Annotated in this window: 21 protein-coding genes; 14 read left to right on the top strand and 7 right to left on the bottom strand. The window is 43.3% G+C overall.

The features are described 5' to 3' along the window. Positions 1-24: 24 nt before the first annotated feature. Positions 25-645 (top strand): TetR/AcrR family transcriptional regulator, encoded by a 621-nt coding sequence (locus H6G05_RS13905; RefSeq protein ID WP_242025499.1) that lies wholly within the window; start codon positions 25-27, stop codon positions 643-645. 118 nt (positions 646-763) lie between these two features. Here H6G05_RS13905 and H6G05_RS13900 read toward each other — a convergent pair whose 3' ends face one another. Then, positions 764-1,771 (bottom strand): diguanylate cyclase domain-containing protein, encoded by a 1,008-nt coding sequence (locus H6G05_RS13900; protein ID WP_190578736.1) that lies wholly within the window; start codon positions 1,769-1,771, stop codon positions 764-766. A 752-nt stretch (positions 1,772-2,523) separates the two neighbouring features. On the opposite strand from H6G05_RS13900, the gene H6G05_RS13895 reads away from it, so the two are divergent. From H6G05_RS13895 to H6G05_RS13860, 8 genes are all read left to right on the top strand, one after another. Further along, positions 2,524-3,270, top strand: a complete 747-nt coding sequence (locus tag H6G05_RS13895) for a carbon dioxide-concentrating mechanism protein (RefSeq protein WP_242025497.1) — start codon at positions 2,524-2,526, stop codon at positions 3,268-3,270. Positions 3,271-3,957: 687 nt separating this feature from the next. Beyond that, on the top strand, positions 3,958-4,266 hold the full coding sequence (locus H6G05_RS13890; protein WP_094532067.1) for a carbon dioxide-concentrating mechanism protein CcmK: 309 nt from the start codon (positions 3,958-3,960) through the stop codon (positions 4,264-4,266). A gap of 105 nt (positions 4,267-4,371) precedes the next feature. Continuing rightward, positions 4,372-4,713 carry a carbon dioxide-concentrating mechanism protein CcmK gene (locus H6G05_RS13885; protein ID WP_190578735.1) on the top strand — a complete coding sequence of 114 codons (342 nt, stop codon included), beginning with the start codon at positions 4,372-4,374 and terminating at the stop codon, positions 4,711-4,713. A gap of 114 nt (positions 4,714-4,827) precedes the next feature. After that, positions 4,828-5,136, top strand: coding sequence for a EutN/CcmL family microcompartment protein (locus H6G05_RS13880; protein ID WP_094532071.1), 309 nt, complete (start codon positions 4,828-4,830; stop codon positions 5,134-5,136). Positions 5,137-5,304: 168 nt separating this feature from the next. Next, positions 5,305-7,341 (top strand): ribulose bisphosphate carboxylase small subunit, encoded by a 2,037-nt coding sequence (locus tag H6G05_RS13875; protein ID WP_190578734.1) that lies wholly within the window; start codon positions 5,305-5,307, stop codon positions 7,339-7,341. Between the two features lie 215 nt (positions 7,342-7,556). Further along, positions 7,557-8,414: an LbetaH domain-containing protein gene (locus H6G05_RS13870; protein WP_190578733.1), complete on the top strand. Its 858-nt coding sequence runs from the start codon at positions 7,557-7,559 to the stop codon at positions 8,412-8,414. Between the two features lie 532 nt (positions 8,415-8,946). After that, positions 8,947-9,126 carry a hypothetical protein gene (locus H6G05_RS13865; protein ID WP_190578732.1) on the top strand — a complete coding sequence of 60 codons (180 nt, stop codon included), beginning with the start codon at positions 8,947-8,949 and terminating at the stop codon, positions 9,124-9,126. 160 nt (positions 9,127-9,286) lie between these two features. Further along, positions 9,287-11,368, top strand: a complete 2,082-nt coding sequence (locus tag H6G05_RS13860; protein WP_190578731.1) for a ribonuclease catalytic domain-containing protein — start codon at positions 9,287-9,289, stop codon at positions 11,366-11,368. An 87-nt stretch (positions 11,369-11,455) separates the two neighbouring features. Here H6G05_RS13860 and H6G05_RS13855 read toward each other — a convergent pair whose 3' ends face one another. The 6 genes from H6G05_RS13855 to H6G05_RS13830 all read right to left on the bottom strand — a co-directional run bounded on the left by H6G05_RS13855 (position 11,456) and on the right by H6G05_RS13830 (position 15,791). Further along, positions 11,456-11,599 (bottom strand): hypothetical protein, encoded by a 144-nt coding sequence (locus H6G05_RS13855; RefSeq protein ID WP_190578730.1) that lies wholly within the window; start codon positions 11,597-11,599, stop codon positions 11,456-11,458. Positions 11,600-11,632: 33 nt separating this feature from the next. Continuing rightward, positions 11,633-12,892, bottom strand: a complete 1,260-nt coding sequence (locus H6G05_RS13850; protein ID WP_190578729.1) for a competence/damage-inducible protein A — start codon at positions 12,890-12,892, stop codon at positions 11,633-11,635. Positions 12,893-13,050: 158 nt separating this feature from the next. After that, positions 13,051-13,422 carry a KH domain-containing protein gene (locus tag H6G05_RS13845; RefSeq protein ID WP_190578728.1) on the bottom strand — a complete coding sequence of 124 codons (372 nt, stop codon included), beginning with the start codon at positions 13,420-13,422 and terminating at the stop codon, positions 13,051-13,053. A gap of 39 nt (positions 13,423-13,461) precedes the next feature. Further along, entirely contained in the window at positions 13,462-13,710 is a 249-nt protein-coding gene (gene rpsP / locus H6G05_RS13840; protein ID WP_094532087.1) for a 30S ribosomal protein S16, read from the bottom strand. 362 nt (positions 13,711-14,072) lie between these two features. Beyond that, positions 14,073-15,266, bottom strand: a complete 1,194-nt coding sequence (locus H6G05_RS13835) for a CBS domain-containing protein (RefSeq protein ID WP_190578727.1) — start codon at positions 15,264-15,266, stop codon at positions 14,073-14,075. A gap of 225 nt (positions 15,267-15,491) precedes the next feature. Beyond that, a complete protein-coding gene (locus H6G05_RS13830) occupies positions 15,492-15,791 on the bottom strand; it encodes a recombinase family protein (RefSeq protein WP_322096367.1) in 300 nt (99 codons plus the stop codon). Positions 15,792-16,006: 215 nt separating this feature from the next. On the opposite strand from H6G05_RS13830, the gene H6G05_RS13825 reads away from it, so the two are divergent. The 5 genes from H6G05_RS13825 to H6G05_RS13800 all read left to right on the top strand — a co-directional run bounded on the left by H6G05_RS13825 (position 16,007) and on the right by H6G05_RS13800 (position 20,734). After that, positions 16,007-16,303, top strand: coding sequence for a 2Fe-2S iron-sulfur cluster-binding protein (locus tag H6G05_RS13825; protein WP_190578725.1), 297 nt, complete (start codon positions 16,007-16,009; stop codon positions 16,301-16,303). A 45-nt stretch (positions 16,304-16,348) separates the two neighbouring features. Then, entirely contained in the window at positions 16,349-16,672 is a 324-nt protein-coding gene (gene trxA / locus H6G05_RS13820; RefSeq protein ID WP_190578724.1) for a thioredoxin, read from the top strand. Positions 16,673-17,167: 495 nt separating this feature from the next. Beyond that, complete coding sequence (locus H6G05_RS13810) at positions 17,168-17,821, top strand: CP12 domain-containing protein (protein ID WP_190578723.1); 654 nt, start codon at positions 17,168-17,170, stop codon at positions 17,819-17,821. Between the two features lie 23 nt (positions 17,822-17,844). Next, positions 17,845-19,293, top strand: a complete 1,449-nt coding sequence (locus H6G05_RS13805; RefSeq protein WP_190578722.1) for a bifunctional orotidine-5'-phosphate decarboxylase/orotate phosphoribosyltransferase — start codon at positions 17,845-17,847, stop codon at positions 19,291-19,293. Between the two features lie 472 nt (positions 19,294-19,765). Next, a complete protein-coding gene (locus H6G05_RS13800; protein ID WP_094532089.1) occupies positions 19,766-20,734 on the top strand; it encodes an aspartate carbamoyltransferase catalytic subunit in 969 nt (322 codons plus the stop codon). Positions 20,735-20,796: the final 62 nt, after the last annotated feature.

Raw genomic sequence — 20,796 nt, 5'->3', positions numbered from 1 at the left:
GATTCAGATTTACTCAAAAAGTATATGAATGCCCCAATAATGACTAAAGCCAAACCTGTAGAACGAGAGTTATCTTCTAAGAAAACTGCATTAATCCTTGAAGGAGCAATGCAAGAATTTCTAGAACATGGCTATGCAGGCGCTCGCATCGATCGCATTGTGGAGGCAGCAGGAGTCTCCAAGGCGACCGTTTACCGACATTTTCCCGATAAAGAAGCTTTATTTACAGCGCTTATCCAGCAGATGTCATGCCGCAAAAATATATTTGAGCTTCAAAGCCAGCAATCCTTTGAAGAAGCTCCAAGCGTATTTTTGAAGCGCTATGCCAACACCATGCTGGAAAATGTTGCCGAAGATCCGCAAATCCTGACCTTTTTAAGAATTATTATTGGTGAATCTGGTCGTTTCCCAGAACTAGCAAGAGCCTTTGTGATCAACATTGAGAAAGTAAGCCTCGACTTTCTCACTCAATATCTGTCCAATTATCCACAACTCCAAATAGCCGACCCTGAAGTGACAGCCCGTGCCTTTATTGGAACCTTAATTCACTTTGTGATGATCCGTGATGTCCTGCAAAGTGGCGATATTGTACCGATAGAACGCGATCGCTTATTAGAAAGCTTAATTAAAATAATTATCAATTGATTTTAGATTCTAAATAGTTTGTGTGCGCCCCTTCGGGGCGCACACAAACTATTTAGGATTGCAACTCATTACCCAAAATAAAAGTGGTGATGCTTAGCACCGCCACTTTTATTTGTCTTTAGCCAATTTGATATGTTTGGTTTCTACCTAACTCTTTCGCTCGATACAGCGCATAGTCAGCCGCCGTAAGCAACACCGAAGGGTGTGAATCGATCATAGGAACCAAAGAAGTTACCCCCATACTTAAAGTCACAAGCTGACTAACTGCTGAATCCTCATGGGGTATAGCAAGCTCTAGTAGTCCTTGACGAATAATCTCAGCAATAGCCATCGAACCTTCGATGTCAGTGTTTGGCAATACCAGCACAAACTCCTCACCACCATAACGTGCAGCCAAATCCGCAGGACGACGTACTGATTGCTTAATCAAAAGTGAAACCTTGCGTAGACAATCATCACCAACTACATGCCCATAGGTATCGTTATAGTTTTTAAAAAAATCAATGTCACACATAATCAAAGACAGTGGTAAATGCTCTCTTGCGAGTCTCTGCCACTCTTGATCTAAATACTCATCAAAGCATCGGCGATTGGCAAGTTGAGTTAAACCATCTAAATTAACTAAGCGCCCTAATTTTTCATTAGCCTCTTGCAGTAAAGTTTCCGCAATAATCCGACTACTAATTTCTTGTTTAAGTCGTTCATTTTGTTCTTGTAACTGTTTTTGTAATCTTCTCAAAGTGAGTTGATTCTCGACTCTTGCTAATACTTCCGCTATTTGAAATGGCTTAGTGATGTAGTCAACACCCCCCACGGCAAAAGCTTGTACTTTGTCTAAGACCTCGTCTCGCGCACTAATAAAAATGACAGGAATGTCACGAGTACAATCAAGTGACTTTAATTGCTCACAGACCTGAAACCCATTCATATTTGGCATATTAATATCCAACAATACCAAGTCAGGCATCTCAGTCTGTACGGTTGCTAGTGCTGTTAAGCCATCACTTACACCACTTACCTCATAACCCTTACGTGTCAACATACTTATTAGCAAATGTAAGTTGGGTGGCGTATCGTCTATAACTAGCACGGAATCTTTTTTAGGCAAGGCTTCAGGCAGTTGCATTTTCCTATCTTTAGACCATTTGGAACGCAGTATTAAAATTTATCGCTCTATAGTATGGTTTTTGAGATACTAATTACTCCATATCTTAAAAATAAATGAAAAAACTTATTGCCTAGGTTTAGCAAATTGTGAGAATTTAGAGAGGTCGCATATAGAAGGTTTGTTTCCTCAAAATTCTTAAAAATCGCCATCAACTATTTGTTTAAGCATGGTTTACTCATGATTTTATCACAATTAAACTTTAGACTATTTGTAGCTTAAAAATTGTATTAGAAGATCTAGATCTTTTGCTGAAAATTTATCTTAAATTTCAAAACCATAGCAATCTTAAATCATTTGGAAGAAAGACAAGGGGCTTAAGCTCCTTGTTCTGAGCCTTAGATCTTCGAGATTCATTTAGGATTGCTATATTAAAAATTTAGACTTTCTTCCCATAACGAGTGCTACAAACATACCAGATATTGTCACAGTATATTTTTTGAAAGTGTTACGAAGCAACACTTTCAAAAAATATACTGTGCATTTCTCAAAAAGAAGTGTTGCCGCCACTCTCTATTGGTTTTTATAGCTACAGCCACCTGTATCAGCTAGTGTGAGGCGGCGCTTCGCGCCGCCTCACACTAGCTGATACAGGTGGCTGTAGCTATAGTTGCGTTCTAACATTGATGGCTATAGCTATATTCAGTTAAGATACTGGGTAATGTTGAGCGTTTTCCCCTCCACATAAATTCTTTTAATTATTGTGTTAGCTAATGTCTAGTAGTTCATCTCAAAGAATCGATCTCTCAGGAAGTGCTTTGGGAATGGTCTCAACTATTAGTTTCCCTGCGATCGTCGGAACTGCTGACATGATGCTCAAATCAGCAACTGTGAGACTGGTCGGATATGAAAAAGTGGGCAATGGTTTTTGTACGGCGATCATCCGTGGTTCAATTACCGATGTTCGCATGGCTGTCGAAGCAGGAGCCGAAACTGCTAGAGAATTTGGTCAACTAGTTTCCACAATTGTAATTCCCCGTCCCTATCCCAATTTAGAAGCGATTTTGCCTATTAGTAGTCGCCTTAGTCAGTTAACGGATGGTCAATATAGCCGTTTGAGTAATCAAGCGATCGGGTTGCTGGAAACCAGAGGTTTTCCCGCGATGGTGGGGGCTGCCGATATGATGCTGAAATCAGCAGATGTAAATCTAGCGGGCTATGAAACTATTGGAGCGGGGTTATGCACAGCCATTATTCGTGGCAATGTCGCCGATGTGGCGATCGCGATTGAAGCAGGAATGTATGAAGCCGAACGCATTGGTGAGTTTCATACCCTGATGATTATTCCTCGTCCTCTTGACGATCTCGAAGAAACCTTGCCAACTTCAGAATATTGGATCGAAACACCAATACCTGTAAGCATTCCCATGGTCGCCTTACAAGAACAAGAGCGAGAGTTAGTACAATTACCTAATTTAGAGATTGCCGAAGTAGAAACTATTTCGATCAGCGATCGCTAGATGATCTGCAAAATAAAAAGTGTGGCACACGAGTAGCATGTGCCATACTTTTTGGCTTTTGAAATTTTGTAGCTTAGCCTGTATCAGGACAAATCAAAACCCAAACAGTGTGAGGCGACGCTTCGCACTGTTTGGGTTTTGAATGGCTACAGCTATACTTAACCCAAACAGCGCTGTAATAATTCTTGGGTTGAGAGCCTATTTTAAAACTGGGAAAGAAATATATCTTGATGCAAATAAGCCAAGATTATATGCACTATTTAGATTTATCATGACGGCTTATATTGTCAAATGTACCGCCACTCGTTATCGTAGATATAAAGATAGAGTTGAATATATTAATATTATTCACTCTCCCTGATTATTCAGATTTAGTATGACTAAGTCTGTAGTAATAAATACTTATTTACTATTTTTTAATAACTAGGTTAAGTAAATTAATTGCAACAGTAAGTCAAAAATATTTCTGTAAATTAGCTGCGAAAAGCTACCTGCAAAAATGTAGCTTTCAAAACGCGCCAAGCGTCATCTCATTTTTATTTTGTATTAAAAATTTGAAATTTGATGTTTAAAGCGAACCGATCGTAGCTAAGATCAGTAGTTGCGCTTGTGCATCTACATCTTTTGATAGATACAACCTCAAGAACTTCAGTTTTTTAGAGAGTCGTAAGGACACTGACTTAAATTATGGCGATCGGTATTGGAATGATCGAGACCAGAGGCTTCCCCGCAGTTGTAGAAGCTGCTGATGCTATGGTCAAGGCTGCTCGCGTCACCCTTGTGGGTTACGAGAAAATCGGTAGTGGACGAGTAACTGTCATCATCAGAGGCGATATCTCTGAGGTGAAAGCTGCTATGGCTGCTGGTGTTGAAGGTGCAAATCGGGTTAATGGGGGCGAAGTTGTTTCGACTCATACCATTGCTCGACCACACGAAAACCTAGAGTACGTTCTACCAATTCGCTATACGCGAGAAGTAGAGCAGTTTGCTTTTTAAATCTACTTATTAAAGATTGTCTCAAAAAGACTCTCTCAAAAAAGTATCAAAAGACTAAATTTTCATTAATTTCATCATCTGTTTTTTATTAGGAGAACATTAATTATGGCGATCGCAGTTGGAATGATTGAAACCCTTGGTTTCCCTGCCGTTGTAGAAGCAGCAGATGCTATGGTCAAGGCCGCTCGCGTAACCTTAGTTGGCTACGAAAAGATCGGTAGTGGTCGTGTGACCGTTATCGTCCGTGGCGATGTATCCGAAGTACAAGCTTCAGTAGCAGCAGGTACTGAGTCCGTAAAGCGTGTAAACGGCGGACAAGTACTTTCCACACACATCATTGCTCGTCCTCACGAAAACCTTGAATACGTTCTACCTATTCGTTACACCGAAGAAGTCGATCAGTTCCGTGACAATGTGAACTCTATCCGTCCTATCAATCGTCCATAGTAAGGGCTTAGCTAGCGCGATCAACCTTTATCTAAAGGTTGTTTTTGTTATTACTCAGACTTTGGCTAGCATCTATCCGTATTTTATTCATTCTGTAAACGTACTCATAACAATATGCAAATCGCTAAAGTTTGCGGTACGGTCGTCAGTACCTACAAAGAGTCCAATTTGTCTGGAACTAAGTTTCTGCTTTTGCAAGTTATTGATTTGCAAGGGCAGTTGCTTCCAGAGTATGAAGTGGCTGCTGATACAGTCGGTGCTGGTGTAGACGAATGGGTGCTATTTACTCGTGGTAGTGGTGCTAGACAAGTGACAAATAGCGAAAATCGTCCGATTGATGCCGCAGTTATTGCGATCATTGACACAGTGAGTCTGAGCGATCGCACTCTCTACAGCAAAAAATACAGTGAGAGAATGCTATAGAGGTATTTATTCGTAAGTATCTCTCGTTCAATTATTGATCAGCGCTAGTAAATATACAGTTCTCCGACGTTGTAGCTTAAGTTGTTATTTGGAGGAGCGCTTTTAAGTTCTTATACTCTCGATTTTGACAATCAGAATATAGGTAAAGCTTAGAAGTGCAGATTCACTATGGTAGTTCGTAGCTTTGCTGCCCCCCCTACACCTTGGTCTAGGAACTTGGCAGAACCCAAAATCGATCCATCCGCCTACGTTCATTCTTTTTCCAATTTAATTGGCGACGTTTATATCGGCGCTAATGTTTTGATTGCCCCTGGAACCTCGATTCGTGCGGATGAGGGGCATCCTTTTCATATTGGAAACAGTACTAACGTCCAAGATGGTGTTGTGATTCATGGTCTGGAAAAAGGTCGCGTGGTTGGCGATGACGGAAAAGAATATTCCGTTTGGATTGGTGATAGTACCTCCATCACGCACATGGCTTTGATCCATGGACCAGCCTATGTTGGGAATAATTGTTTTATTGGGTTCCGCTCGACGGTATTTAATGCGCGAGTCGGTGACGGTTGCATTATTTCCCTACATGCCCTTGTCCAAGATGTAGAAATTCCTGCGGGTAAATATGTTCCTTCTGGTGCAGTGATTACAACGCAGCAACAAGCCGATCTGCTACCGAATGTGCGGGAATCAGACCAAAACTTTGCGAGTCATGTTGTCGGTATCAACGAGTCCTTAAGACAAGGTTATCGCTGTGCTGCTGATATTGCCTGCATTACACCGATTCGCCAACAACAAGAGAACTCGTCACAGCCAATCAGTGATGCAGCTGCCAGTTTTAATACACAGCTTAATAAGCAACATTCTAATCAAACTAATCAAACCCTTACAAATACACCAGCACAGAGGAATGAACCTATGAATGGGGATTTAGCGCAGCAAATACGACAACTTTTAGGTCAGGGCTACCATGTTGCGGTCGAGTACGCAGATGTACGCCGTTTCCGCAGTGGCTCTTGGCAATCTCATGCTATTCCACATACATCTGAAGCCACAACAGTAATTAATGCTGTCCAATCAGCTTTAGTTGAAAATGAAGGCGAATATGTGCGCTTAGTTGCGGTTGATCCTAAAGCAAAGCGCCGTGTTTCAGAAACTATTATTCAACGCCCCAGCGATAAGCCTGTGGTAATTAGCAATTCTGCTCCCAGCAACAATACTTACACTGCACCTAAAGCGACCTCCAATGGCGCAGCTCATGCGAGCAATAATGATATTTCTAGCCAAGTTCGTCAACTTCTTGCTCAAGGCTATCGCATTAGTACTGAGTATGCTGATGCTCGTCGTTTTCGTTCCGCAGCATGGATGACTGGTCCTGCGATCGATGCCTCGAATGAATCTACAGTGATCGCTGCATTAAATAGCATTCTCGCTGAGCATGAAGGTGAATATGTGCGTTTGGTAGGAGTCGATCCTAAAGCGAAACGTCGTGTCGTAGAAACAATTATTCAACGTGCTGATAGTCAAGCTGTGAGCATTGGTCAGTCCAATGGTAATGGGGCTTCGGCAAGCTATAGCGCACCTCGTGCGACCAATGGTAATGGTGTGGCGAATGATGTATCAACTACCGTAGGTCAACTTTTGGCGCAGGGTCATCGCATTAGTGTTGAACATGCCGATGAGCGTCATTTCCGTACAACTTCTTGGCAAACTCTGCCCGCTATTACAGCTAGCAGTCCTGCGGCAGCGATCGCTGCTTTAGAAAATTACATTGCTGAATATAGCGATGAATATGTGCGCCTTGTCGGAGTTGACACTAAAGCAAAACGCCGCGTTGTCGAACTGCTAGTACATCGCCCAGGGGGACAGCCTGTAGTTGCAACTCGGACTGCGGTTAAGGTAAGCAACTCTAGCAATAGTTCCTATGGCGGCGGTAGTGTTGGTAATCTCAGTGCAGATATGCTGTCACGCATTCGTCAACTATTGTCTCAGGGATATCGAATTGGCACTGAACATGCTGATGAGCGCCATTTCCGTACTAGTTCTTGGCATAGCTGTTCACCGATCGCCGCTTCAAATGAGTCTGAAGTAATTCGGGCTTTAGAAGCTTGTCTTGCTGAGCATGGTGATGAGTATGTGCGTTTGCTAGGTATTGACACCAAGGCAAAACGTCGTGTGTTTGAAGGTATCATTCAACGTCCTGCAAAGTAATGTTTCTAGAGAACCTCGCTTTGCGAGGTTCTCTATTTAGAAAGTAATTAGCGAGTAATTGTTGTCAAGAACTTAGCGAAGTCCTTGATGAATTTATACCAAGTTAATAAATGATGTAGTCATTTATTAACTTGAAAACCCTTACTAGGTTTAGTTTTTAATTCGCAAAAGTGTTGTCACACTTTCGTGAATTGGTATTAGAGAATATAAAAATCATGCAATCGAACTACTTACCACCTTTAGAACCGATCGGAGATTTTCGCTCCTACGTTTGTGGGGATGTAGTGATCGATGAGACGGCGGCGATCGCATCGGGCGTATTAATCCAAGCTGATCAGGGTGGGCGAATTACGATCGCGGCAGGTGCATGTATTGGTATGGGTGCTGTCCTTCATGCCCAAGATGGACTTTTAGAAATTGGGGCTGGGGCAAATTTGGGGGCTGGAGTTCTGATTTATGGAACTTGCAAAATTGGGGAAGGGGCTTGTATTGGTGCGTCGAGTTCAATTGTGCGTGCGGTAATTGGCAAAGGTGCGATCGTGCCACCTTGTTCTTTGATCAGTGGTTTAGAGCAAAGTGCTGTGGAAAAAGAGGTGAGTCCTGCGATCGCCCAAGAATTAGAAATTAGTAAGACTTATACGTCACCCACAAACCACTCGTTTACACATACCTATTCATCAGCAAAACCTTTAGCCAATAATCTAGGGCAGGCGATCGGCTTTAGTCAAGCAACCTTAAATGGTGCTGATAGTGTTGCTGACAATGACAATATAGTTGAACGATCAACGACCGAAACCTATGTGCATACGAGTTTAACTGCAACACCAGAGAGTGTTATTGCTAATTCGGTAGAACGTACAGTCACGGAAACAAAGTTAGAAATTCCCACGGAAGCGATCGCGAATCAGGCATTAGAAACTGCTGATGTTTTGGTTAATGAGCAAGCTAATCCAGCCGTAAATCCTTTGGAAACTGATATCTCGACTATGGTAACTGCGAATTCTGCACAAGCTAAAGCCCACGCTCAATCTCAAATTAATCGCTTCATCAAAAGGCTTTACCCACAAAACTAAATTAACGTCAGTTCGATATAGCCATTTGCAGCGTGCTTCGCACGCCGCAAATGGCTATATCGAATTAAATCACCCAGTTAGCGCTTTCCGATTTTTAGTCAAACCTATACATTAGAAACACATTACAATTCACTATATTTTTACGGATGTTGCCCCAGATCATATTAATACTTCAAATCACTTAAGCTTGATTAATTCAGTCTTTAGAGTTTAGGTTTTACGGAAAAGAGTAAGTTTCAGGGCGTTATTCCATAAAATGTTGAGGATGGCTATGTATAGGTATTAATCCTCATTAATATCAACTGTGTTGCCTGTATGTGACTAAAATCACTCAGAACATGATATCTAAATTACATTTTTACTTTTATGTATCAATTATCATGAATGTAATTAAAGTGATTTTTAGTCGATGAACCTAAAAATTATTATCACAAGAGTCTGTAAACGCACTTTAACCAGAGCTCTAGAAACAAAAAGAATCAAAGTTTAGTCATTGGGTTCGTTGGGAAAAGATTGTTGGAGGAATATGAAGATGAATAGCACTTTTAGCCTTAAATCTAGTATTGCCTTGCTAGTTTTGGGAACTGCTATGCTTGCAGCCCCCAAACAACCCGTAACATCAACATTATTTGCACTTAGCGCTTACCAACCTGCGATCGCCGCCTCTGCGGTTGGTGCGATCGCCAGCACGATGCAATATGCAATTGTTTAGTCTAATAAAGTAAAGACAGCGCAAAGTACTTTTTTGCTTTATACAAAAACTAGAGGCGGTGCTTTGCACCGCCTCTAGTTTTTGGTTTTGTATAGCGACCGCTATATAAAACGGTAGAATATTAAAGAAAATTTTTGGCTTTGGTGGACAAGGGGCAATTTTGGAAAAAGGTACGCTAGTCGAAGTGAAATTGCATGGCGATCGCCGCCTTGTCGTGATTGATCGTCCTGAAGGCAAAAAACACTTTCAAGCGATCGATGAAAACGGCAATACCCACACCATCCATCCCCGCGAAATAAACTACACCATCAAAGCTAGTGGTGAAAATTCTAGTTTTACCCATTTGCAAATCCCCTCATTTTTGCAAAAAGTTGAAAAATTTCTCGATCCTTCTAGCCTAGAAGTCGCATGGGAAATTTTGATTGAAGATAATCAAGCCACAAATCCCAATGATCTTGCTAATCTTCTATTTTCAGAATCATCTGCGGTTACTTCCTACGCATCCTATTGCTTATTAAGTAATGACAAAATTTACTTTAAGCAAAAAGGCGATCTCTATGAGCCACGCTCAAGCTCACAAGTCTCCGAGTTAAAGCATCAAGCTGATGCTGCGGCTCAAAGAGCTAAATTAATCGAAGAATTTCAGCAAAAGCTAACTACTAAGCTTTCAGGTGGTGACGTAGCATGGACAACTAGCGATCGCAGTCGGTTAGATTGTCTAGAGCGTTATGCTCTTTATGGTGATGAAGCTTCAGACAAAGCTGCGGCTCAAGAGCTTTTAAGTTTTGCCAAACGCTCTAAAAATGAACAAGCTGCTTTCCAAATGCTAGTCGATCTCGGTATTTGGAGTGAACATGAAAATCTGAATTTACTGCGTAGCCAGATTCCGATTCGCTTTGCCAATGAATTGATTGCTGCCGCCCAAGAGTGTTTCACTTCCCCAATTCCTGACAACATGGGAGACTTGCGGCGCGATCTCACCCATCTACATGTTTATACGATTGACGATATTAGTACCACGGAAATTGATGATGGTCTGAGTATTGAGACGCTAGCGGATGGACGCAAACGCATTTGGATTCATATTGCTGATCCGACAAGATGGCTCGATCCTGAAAGTCCTCTGGATAAGGATGCTCGTAAGCGGGGTACAAGTGTCTACTTGCCCACAGGCGTGATCCCCATGTTTCCGATTGAGCTAGCGGCTGGCCCCATGAGTTTGATCGAAAATAAAGTTTGTCATGCGATGTCTTTTGCCGTCGATCTTGATGAAGTTGGCGCAGTTGCTCATTATGAGATCGTGGCAAGTTTAGTGAAGCCCAACTATCGCCTCACCTATGAAGATGTTGAGGAAATGTTGCAACTTGGGGTGGAGGACGATCTTGATCGCCTGGCTGACTTTGCCCGCCTCCGCAAAAAATGGCGTGTTGATCAGGGTGCGATCGAAATTCATTTACCTGATACCAGCGTTAAGGTTGACTCTAAAAATGGCGATCGCCTCACCTTAGAACTGATGGAAGATACCTTCTCGCGTCAACTGGTCGCCGAGATGATGATCCTCGCAGGTGAAGTCGCCGCTAAATTCGCCCAGACCAACAATATTCCCATCCCCTATCGCTATCAAGAACAGCCCGAATTGCCGCCCCTCGATACCTTGATGCAATTGCCATCAGGCCCTGTGCGTGAATTTGCGATTTGTCGTTGTATGACTAAAGGTTCATTAGGTTTATATGCATCGCGCCATTCAGGTTTAGGGCTTGATGCATATGCACAGGTAACTTCGCCAATTCGTCGATATAGCGATCTATTAGCGCATTGGCAAATCAAAGCTTTTTTGCGCGAGGAGCCTTTGCCATTTACGGCAGAAATGCTGACAGCCATTTTGCAAGCGATCGATCCTGCGATTTGGGATGCCAATCAGGTCGAGAAGCAGTCGGTACGTTATTGGAGTCTAGAATATCTGCGTCGTAACAAAGATGTGGTGTGGGAAGCGCTGATGCTGGACTGGTTGCGCGAAAATGAAAAACTGGCGCTAGTGTTGATCGAGGACTTAGGCTTGAAGTTACCGATGCGAATTAATCGTCAGATTCAAGTGGGCGATAATTTACGCATTAAAACTGGTGAAGTCGATCCCCGCAAAGATATTATTTATTTCCAAGAAGCTCAGCAATCTACTTCAGTCTTAGAAATGGAAATGGAGCGAGACAGCGATCGCCTCGAATCTGAATATGCAACCCTCTAAAAAATAATAGGTGGTACTTTGTACCACCTATTATTTTTAATAATCCCCCTAACAAAATATAAGACCCGCTAAGCGAGTCTTATAACCTTAATGGCGACGATCGCGTCGTGAGTTACTTCTTACTGGTATAGGAATCAACTCAGGCTGGGGCTGATTTTGACCCAAAAGGGCTTCCAGAACGCGATTTAGAATTTCGCCGATCTCTTTCAGTGCTTTCTTGATCGCTTTCACTATGCTTGGCTCCCTATCATCGTCTAGGTTTATTTACCCAATCATAACAAATCTTTTCCTAAACAAATCTAAAGCTGACATTACAGTTGCCTTTCTAATCCAATTTCTTCCTCTAGAGGGACTAAAACGCAACTCGATCGCCTCGACCTTACCATCGGGGTAGGCGATCCCCACGTAAATCAAGCCCACAGGCTTGGTCTCCGTGCCACCAGTTGGTCCCGCGATCCCTGTTATGCTGATCCCCCAATCCGATTTGAGCTTTGACTTGACCCCGATCGCCATTTGTTCGGCAACGATCTCACTGACTGCACCATGCTGATCGAGAACTTGGCGATCGACATTAAGTAAATCAACTTTTACCTCATTGCTATAACTGATCACGCCACCGAGGAAATAACTAGAACTTCCTGATACCTCAGTTAAAGTCTCACCCAACCATCCACCTGTACAGGATTCAGCAACTGCTAGAGTTTGACTACTTTCCAGTAACAGCTTACTTGCCACAGTCGCTAGTGTATCTTCATCAGTGCCATAGCAAAACTCACCTGTTAGTTCCCGAATCTTCGCTTCGACGGGAGCGATTAAAGCGATCGCCTCTTCTTGCGTGTTAGCTCTTGCCGTGATTCTCAATCTTGCCTGTCCGAAATTAGCATAGGGCGCAACCGTAGGATTTTTGAGATCGAATAAATGATTAACTTTAGTCGCTAGTGCTGACTCGGCAATGCCCCAATACAGCAAAACTTTAGAGTGAAATGTCCCCTGTCCATAGTTTCTCGCTTGCAGCAAAGGTGCAGCAGTTTGCTCCCACATCGGGTAAAGCTCACTGGGTACACCAGGGAAGGTAAGAATCAATAAATTTGGCTTAGGCTCCCAGATCATGCCTGGAGCAGTGCCAACGGGATTATGTAAAATCTCTGCACCCTTTGGTAGTAGGGCTTGCTTGCGGTTGTTGGCGGTAAGTGTCCTACCTGTCTGCGCTGCCATCTGCTGGATGCGCTCCCAAATTTCGGGACGTTCTTCGAGAGGTGTGTTGAAAAAATTAGCGATCGCCTCAGTGGTGAGATCATCGGGTGTGGGTCCCAGTCCTCCCGTAGTGATAATCAAGTTAGAGCGGCTAGCAGCAATTTCTAAAGCCTGATGAATGCGATCGGGATTATCCCCAACAACGGTTTGATAAAAATGTGGGACTCCCAATAGGGCAAGTTGTTGTGCTAGATACTGAGCATTGCTGTTAAGAATTTCGCCCAGCAATAGCTCAGTACCAATGCAAAGAATTTCCGCGCCAACCTTCATATGAGTACCTGTGCAAAATAAATTACCAAAACCCGTAAAGTTGCGCCCCTGCGGGACTCAACTTTACGGGTTTTGCTTTGTAATTAATTATGCCTAGCTACTTACTTAATCTCACTAGTTTCTCAAAATAAAAGGGGTGCTTTTGCACCCCTTTTATTTTAAATTTCTCGTCGCTTCGGCTTTTCAACGTTAATCCGAGGACGCTCAACTTGAATTTTTTGCCGTTCTGGCTCAGAATGCTCTGCATTTCGAGATTGATAATCGTCAGAATTTGCGTTGGGGTTTGGGTCAAAGACTTCAAATCTAGCACTATGCCCAGCTTCTTCGGCTGCGGTCATAACCACTGTCCGAACCGCTTGGATTGTCCGTCCCCCTTTACCAAAAATTCGCCCCCGATCTTCTGGATCGAAAGCAACTCTGATCCAGACGCGATCGCTTTTGCTATTTGACTCAAAATCTACCCGAAGCGCCTCTGGATGAGCTAATAATGGCTTCAGCAAAAAACTAATTAAGGCGTTATAGTCTGGCACAAGTTTAGATCGGCACAAATTAGAAATTAATTCAGAGAATTAGGCAGTAACGAGATCAAATACCTTCGCTTTTTCGAGAATGCGACGTACGGTGTCAGTAGGTTGAGCGCCTTGCTTGATGCGAAGCACGATCGCTGGTACATCGAGTTGGGTTTCTTTGGTACGTGGGTTGTAGAAACCGAGTTCAGCAAGGGGACGACCATCGCGACGGCTAGTACTGTTTACGGCAACGATGCGATAGCTGGCTTCAAATTTTTTGCCAAATCGCTTTAATCTCAACTTCATCATGGGTTTATGGCTCTAGTTTCTGGGGGTGATCTAGTTCAATACTATTTGGATATTTTAGCAGGCTTATTAATATAGCATTATTTCAGGCTTTAAATAAGCGATGTACAACTATTTTTGAGATAATGACCTGTGGTTGTTTGAGCTATTTGAAATCCAATGTGCTTATTACCGACATTCATCACTTCTTAACATACTTGCAAGCTTCTTAAACATAGGCAAAAGTCTTTTTACGAAAATCTGTCATTATAGGGCTCTAATCCAAAAAATATTTTCAATTGTTAAACTCTATTGAGAAATTTGAATACAATCCTTTACATAACTTAGTTTTCATGCATATTGCTATAACGCTTTTATAATCGCGTTTAAGATCTAATTTTATGACCGAGTTGCTCAAGCGTCTCTAGAACAGACTGGAGCTGAGTTTGCCGCTGCTCGACTAAAAGATCTAAGTTGTCAAACATGTACTTTACGTGTTTGTAAGCATTGTCTAGCAGGGCAAGTAGGAATTTACTGTCACCCGCAATCTCTTTGCAAGATGGGGATCTAGTCCGTTGCAATAATGAGTCTACAGAACTCGACTGAACAAGCAAAGGATCAGGTTGACGGGGGGGATTAGAAGGCGATCGCTCTGCCTCTAAATGTTGAATAGTTTGTTGTAAATTTTCAATCACTCCATACATTTCCATTGGGTCAAAAACCCGTAATAGACTTGTTTGTGTCACAATTCCTAACCCCTGCCCCCAGTTCCAAGACACCACCAAGCGCCCCACTCGCCTTTTCTGCATTTGCTGATGTGCCGTCCACAACGAATCCTCAGGACTGAGGAGAAATAGCGGCGTACTCATCACCGTTTGAGCCAGAGTTTTTTGCAGATCGATTTGAAGCGATTGAAACTGCACAATATCGCGCTCCGTCACAATGCCAACGGGGCAGTCATTATCTTCTGAATTTCTTTGCACGATCACCACACAGCCCACGCAATGCTCGGTCATTAACTGCGCCAATTGCAAGACCGTAGCGGAGAGTGGGGCATGCACCACCTTAGTGGTCATCACATCCGATACGCGACGAAACTGCAAGAGATTGGCTGGGCGCATAATTTTGCGAATACTTTCTTGGGAAATAACCCCGACCAAATGTCCTTGGTCATCCACAATCGGCAAATGACGAATCTTGTAGCGGCGAAACAAAAACAGTGGGGCAAAAATGTCTTGCATGGATTGCTGCGGCAACGTGATCATCGGATGCACCATCACATCAGCGACGGTTATCTCAGTCAAGTTAAGCCCTTTTGCGGTAAGTCTAACCACATCACGTTCTGTCAAAATCCCCAATAGTTCTTGCCCTTGCATTACCAACACACAGCTAGTATGAACCTCTTTGGCGGAAGGGGTTGACAACGCTTGGTCATCTGTCAGCACACAAATAATGTCATGCGTCTGACTGAGCAAAGCGATCGCCTCCACCAATGGAGTGTTTGGTGGCAGCGTCAACGGATGTCGATCGATGGCATCTTCTAGATTAGGAGCCCAACTCTGAAATGTATCGAGTGGCATCAGCACCTTCCTGTAAACCGAAAAGTCAAGATAGGAGATTGAGCCTCACTACAGGAAATAACCCAGCCCTTCATAGCAGCTAAAACCGTCCCAAAAACTATCCCAGAATGTAGTGTCATCTGACATCTTCAAGAGAAATGTAAAGTTTTATTGCTATTAGTTTCAAATCTATACCAGTTTTGCACAGACATAGGTGCATGATAGAGGGATGTTACAGACTAAGTGTTAAAACCCTTTACCTAGAAGTATTAGATTCTCTATATGGTTGTCGGTTGCGATGTCATCAAGCGCTAGGGGAGACGCTTCAGGGTTTTGTTCATCCTGAGATGCTACTCCTGAGATTCTGGACAGCTTTCCGTAGAGTCGATCGAGCACTCGTTTTACGGAAATACGATGCCACAGTTGACCTCGTTTGGTGGTGTACCCATTTTCATTGAGCCAATCGGCGATCTTCTGTAACGATTTCCCAGATTTGTGATGGCGGCGAATTAGTTCAATTACCTGAGACTCTTCTGGGTCATTCACTAATTCACCATCTACTGATCGTTGCCCAAACGCAGGCGATCCGTAGCCCGCATAACCACCGTTGCTTGCTTTTGTTTGCCTGCCTTGCTCTAGGCGCTCCCAGGCAGATAAATTGTTGGAAGGAACTGCTGTCATGGTGGTGTCTATTTCAATGACTTGCAAGAACACTATATCCCAACTTAACGCCTTAAATTTGTTTTGATTAGGAGTACCGCATGGCAACTTACAAAGTAAAACTCGTGAATGACGAGGGATTAGATGTCACCATCGATGTCCAAGACGATCAAACCGTTTACGAAGCCGCATGCGAAGCGGACATTGACTTACCAATTTCTTGTCAGGCAGGGTCTTGTTCTAGCTGTGCTGGCAAACTGATTTCTGGTGAAGTGGATCAGTCGGATCAATCATTTTTAGATGAAGACCAAGTGAATGCTGGGTTTGTGCTGACCTGTGTTACTTATCCCCGATCCAATTGCACGATTAAAACGCACCAAGAAGAAAATTTGTACTAAGTCACACAGTACTAACTCACACATCATCAATTTGGAGATATAGACATGGTTACGGCTACATTTATTCAAGATGAAACTGAATTTGATTCCCTATTGAGCAATGAATCACTTATGGTTGTGGATTGCACGGCAACTTGGTGTGGACCTTGCAAAATGGTTGCGCCATTAATTGATCGACTGGCTGAAGATTATAGCGATCGCGCAAAAGTCCTCAAGCTGGACGTGACCGAGAACAAAGCCGTAGCCAAACGCTTTGGAATTAGAAGTATTCCAGCCGTCATGGTATTTAAACAGGGCGAATTGATGGAAACGTTAATTGGGGTCAAGCCCTATGAAGAATTTATGGCTGCGGTAGAACGACAGCGATAGTATTCCAATGTGTGTTCCCCCTTGTTTCTGAACATTTCCTTCTCACGCGATCATTCAATTTTGAAATGCAACGATGAACAAAATTATGAAAATTCGATGTCCCAACTGCGGCAGCGAGGCTCAACGGCTCTTTAGCACTCGCTTAACCATTGGGTGTAAGTGCCCAAGACTACAAGTGACTCAGACCGAATGTCCAACCTGCGACTATTTCATGACGACATGTTCACAAAACGGTGCAGTACTTGAAGCCTATGCACCTGGCATTCAGGAGAAAGCTGCCTCCCGACCAGATTCAGCGATCGCCCTCTTACCTCTCTGCTATCTGTGATGAAATTAGCACCCAGCACATTACTTTCTGGGCAATACTAGCCAATTTTTAACATATTCCAGTTATCCCATTCAATAAAAATTTAAATTCCTATATTACTTTCTGGGCAATACTAGCCAATTTTTAACATATTCCAGTTATCCCATTCAATAAAAATTTAAATTCCTATGATGCAAGCTGAAGAAATTATGACCCCAAACGTTGTCACCATTCTTGGTTCGGCAACGGTTGCAGATGCTGTGAAGTTGATGAAAGACAAACACCTACGGGGACTGATAGTCGAACCACGCCATGAACAAGACCCCTATGGGATGGTGACTGAAACCGACATTATCTACAAAGTGGCAGCCTTTGGTCTCGATCCCAAGACAGTGCGGGTTTACGAAATTATGGTTAAGCCCTGTGTGGTCATCAATCCCGAACTGGGTGTGGAATATGTGGCTCGGTTATTTGCTCAAACCCACATTCGTCGAGCACCTGTGATTCATGGCAAAACCTTGCTAGGTATTGTTTCCGTCAGTGACATTCTCTTTAAGAGTGACTTTGTAGAAAATCCGAAACGACTATTTATTGAAGATGAAATCGAAATTGCCCGTGAAGACGCGCGAACTATTTGTATAGCAAGGGGGAGCACCTCTCCAGAGTGTGCTGCGGCTTGGGATGCGCTTGAGGAACTCCAGTCGGAATTCGCCCATCAACGGGTCAAAAAGAAGGAAGCGGAAGCCGCCCATCAACAGGTCGAAAAAAAGGAACAGAATTCACTCCTGTCGTACTGCGAGGATAATCCCAATGCCTTGGAATGTCGTATTTATGACGATTAGATCCTTCTCTCCCAAAATTGTTTATGAATTTTTGTGATAAGTTGAGCAAAGCTATGACCCGCAATCAGAGTTTGCTCTCTGTTGAACTCTCTCCAAATCCTCAAATATGGCCTCAACACCTAGGTGGTTGGGAAGGAGCTCATGCTCATATTTGGGAATTACAGGAATGGTTGCAATGGTTGATTGTTGAAACGGCTGATTTAGTTTGCGCTTACACGCTAACTTTTGAGTTCTATCGCGCATTGGGGGCTTCGGGGCTAGGATTATTGCGGCAGATCCTGGCGACCATCCCACATCACATTCCAGTTATTCTAGATGCTCAGCATAGTGACAGTCATACCAGCAGAATTTTTTCCCAGATGATCTTTAAAGTCTGGCAGGTAGATGCAGTTACCCTCAATCCATACATTGGGCAAGATGGCGTGACTCCCTTTCTCATCTATCCAGATAAAGCTGTATTTATCTTGTGTGCTACGGACAATTCTTCAACAGCTATGTTGCAAGAATATCCGACCCGTCAATCGCCGTTCTATCTGAATTTAGTAGAGCAAGCTAAAACTTGGGGGATTGCAGAGCAGTTGGGGTTAGAAGTGGCTGGCAGTGCTGATGTCTTTGCCCGCATCCGTGCGATTTCGCCTGAGCGGTTGATCTTAGCGGATGACATTTCGCTAGAGCCAACAGAATTAAAAGCATTGCTGAAAGCAGGACTGACCTCTAATGCTGATGGGCTTATTATTTCTACTCCCGATGATCTGTTAAGCCTTGAATCTCCCAGAAATGCCATCAAATCGCTACGGAATGACATCAACCAGATGAGAGCAGACATGAATCAGGGAAATCCAACCTGTTCGGTTTGGTTTTCAAATGTGTGCATTCTGCAAGAACATCTCCATAAGGATTTGATTTTGCAGCTTTATGACATTGGCTGCATCCAGTTTGGAAAATTTGTCCAAGCATCTGGTGCGACGTTTCCCTATCATATTGACCTACGCACCATAATTTCACATCCTCAAGTATTTGAGCAAGTCCTCAATGCCTATGCCAATATTCTTAAAACTTTGACGTTCGATCGCATTGCAGGCATTCCCTACGGCTCATTGCCCACGGCAACTGGTTTGGGGTTGCGCCTCAACTACCCCATGATTTTTCCTCGCAAAGAGGTCAAAGCCCACGGAACTCGTCGTTTAATTGAAGGGCAATTTCAGGAAGGTGAAATGGTTGTGTTGATTGATGACGTTCTGATCACAGGTAAGAGTGTGCTAGAAGGCATCGAAAAACTGCAATCGGTGGGTTTAATGGTGAAGGATGTGGTTGTATTGATCGATCACGAAAGGGATGTAACCCATAAACTAGCGCGTCAGGGTTATCAAGCCCATACGGTGTTGAAATTTTCTGAAATTGCCAAAACGTTATACGAAGCTGGTCGTTTAGAATCAGCGCAACTCGATATTTTATTGACGACTTGCGCTTGATTTTAAAGGTTTATTCGGCAGACTGTCTCACTTTTCCTTTAAGTAAGCCCTTTAAGCAAGCGATGTGCAACTATTTTTGAGCTACCAACTTGTGGTTATTTGAGCTCCCGAAAATTCAAATTTATCATAAGTACAATACGAGGAACCAATGCTTTTATTTTTGAGCTACCAACTTGTGGTTATTTGAGCTCCCGAAAATTCAAATTTATCATAAGTACAATACGAGGAACCAATGCTTTCTGACTTTTAGTTGCGCATCGCGTTTTAAATCGTAGATAATGTAATCGTTAATCAACGATTTAAAACCGTGCCATTTTTTCGTCAGTACATTGCACCGTTCATCATTTTTGCCATCTTTTTATTTACGTTAGTACTAGTTAGCTCTCGCGCTTTCTTGCCAGACGACATGGTTGCCCCTGCCCCCATCGGCATGATTTCGGGTATATCTCTTATCTCTTAGCTTTAAAGCAACATGACTGAACTTACTTGGCAGCGAAGACATGTAATCTCGCTGGCTGATTTTACGCCGAATGATTATGAAACGGTCTTGCAGACAGCCGTTAGCTTTTTAGAAGTGCTGTCGCGTCGCAATAAAAAAGTACCAACCTTGCAGAGCAAAGTTGTCGCTAATTTGTTTTTTGAATCTTCGACCCGTACCCGTAATAGTTTTGAGCTTGCCGCCAAGCGACTCTCAGCCGACACCTTAAATTTTGCTCCTGGGACATCTGCACTTACCAAGGGCGAAACGATTCTTGACACGGCAAGAACTTTTCTGGCGATGGGTACAGACATTATGGTGATTCGCCATCAATCGGCAGGTGTGCCTTTGGCGATCGCCCGCGATATGGATGCCCTCAGCGGCAAAGTGGCGATCCTCAATGCTGGTGATGGCAAGCATGAACACCCATCCCAAGCTTTATTGGATTTATTGACCCTTTGCATGTATCTCAATCCCAAAGCGCCGACGGCTAAGGATCTAAAGGGCAAAAAAATAGCGATCGTTGGTGATATTTTGCATTCACGGGTAGCGAGATCGAATCTTTGGAGTTTGCTTACTAACGGTGCAGATGTACATCTAGCGGCTCCGCCAACATTATTACCACCAGAATTTGCGGAATATGGCGCGAAAATCCATTACACCCTTGAGCCAGCCCTTGAGGATGCGGATTTTGTGATGACTTTGCGTTTGCAAATGGAACGTATGGGGCAATTCCTGATTCCGAGTTTGCGGGAATATCATGCGCGGTATGGGATAACTCGCGATCGCCTAGCCAAATGTGCGCCGAATGTCCAAGTCTTGCATCCTGGCCCCGTTAACCGTGGTGTGGAGATTAGCTCTGACTTAATGGATGATCCTCGTTTGAGCTTGATTGATAAACAGGTGACTAACGGTGTAGCGATCAGGATGAGTTTGTTATATTTACTCGGTACAGCAATTTGAATTTTTGCAAGTTCTTGCAAAGTAAGGGCGATTAGTAAAATTTACCAAGAACAAGGCGATCG

Origin of the sequence: Phormidium tenue FACHB-1050 (genome assembly GCF_014696925.1) — a bacterium.
In the GTDB taxonomy this organism is placed as follows: Bacteria; Cyanobacteriota; Cyanobacteriia; order Pseudanabaenales; family Pseudanabaenaceae; genus Pseudanabaena.
This window is presented reverse-complemented; position numbering and strand designations above follow the sequence as displayed.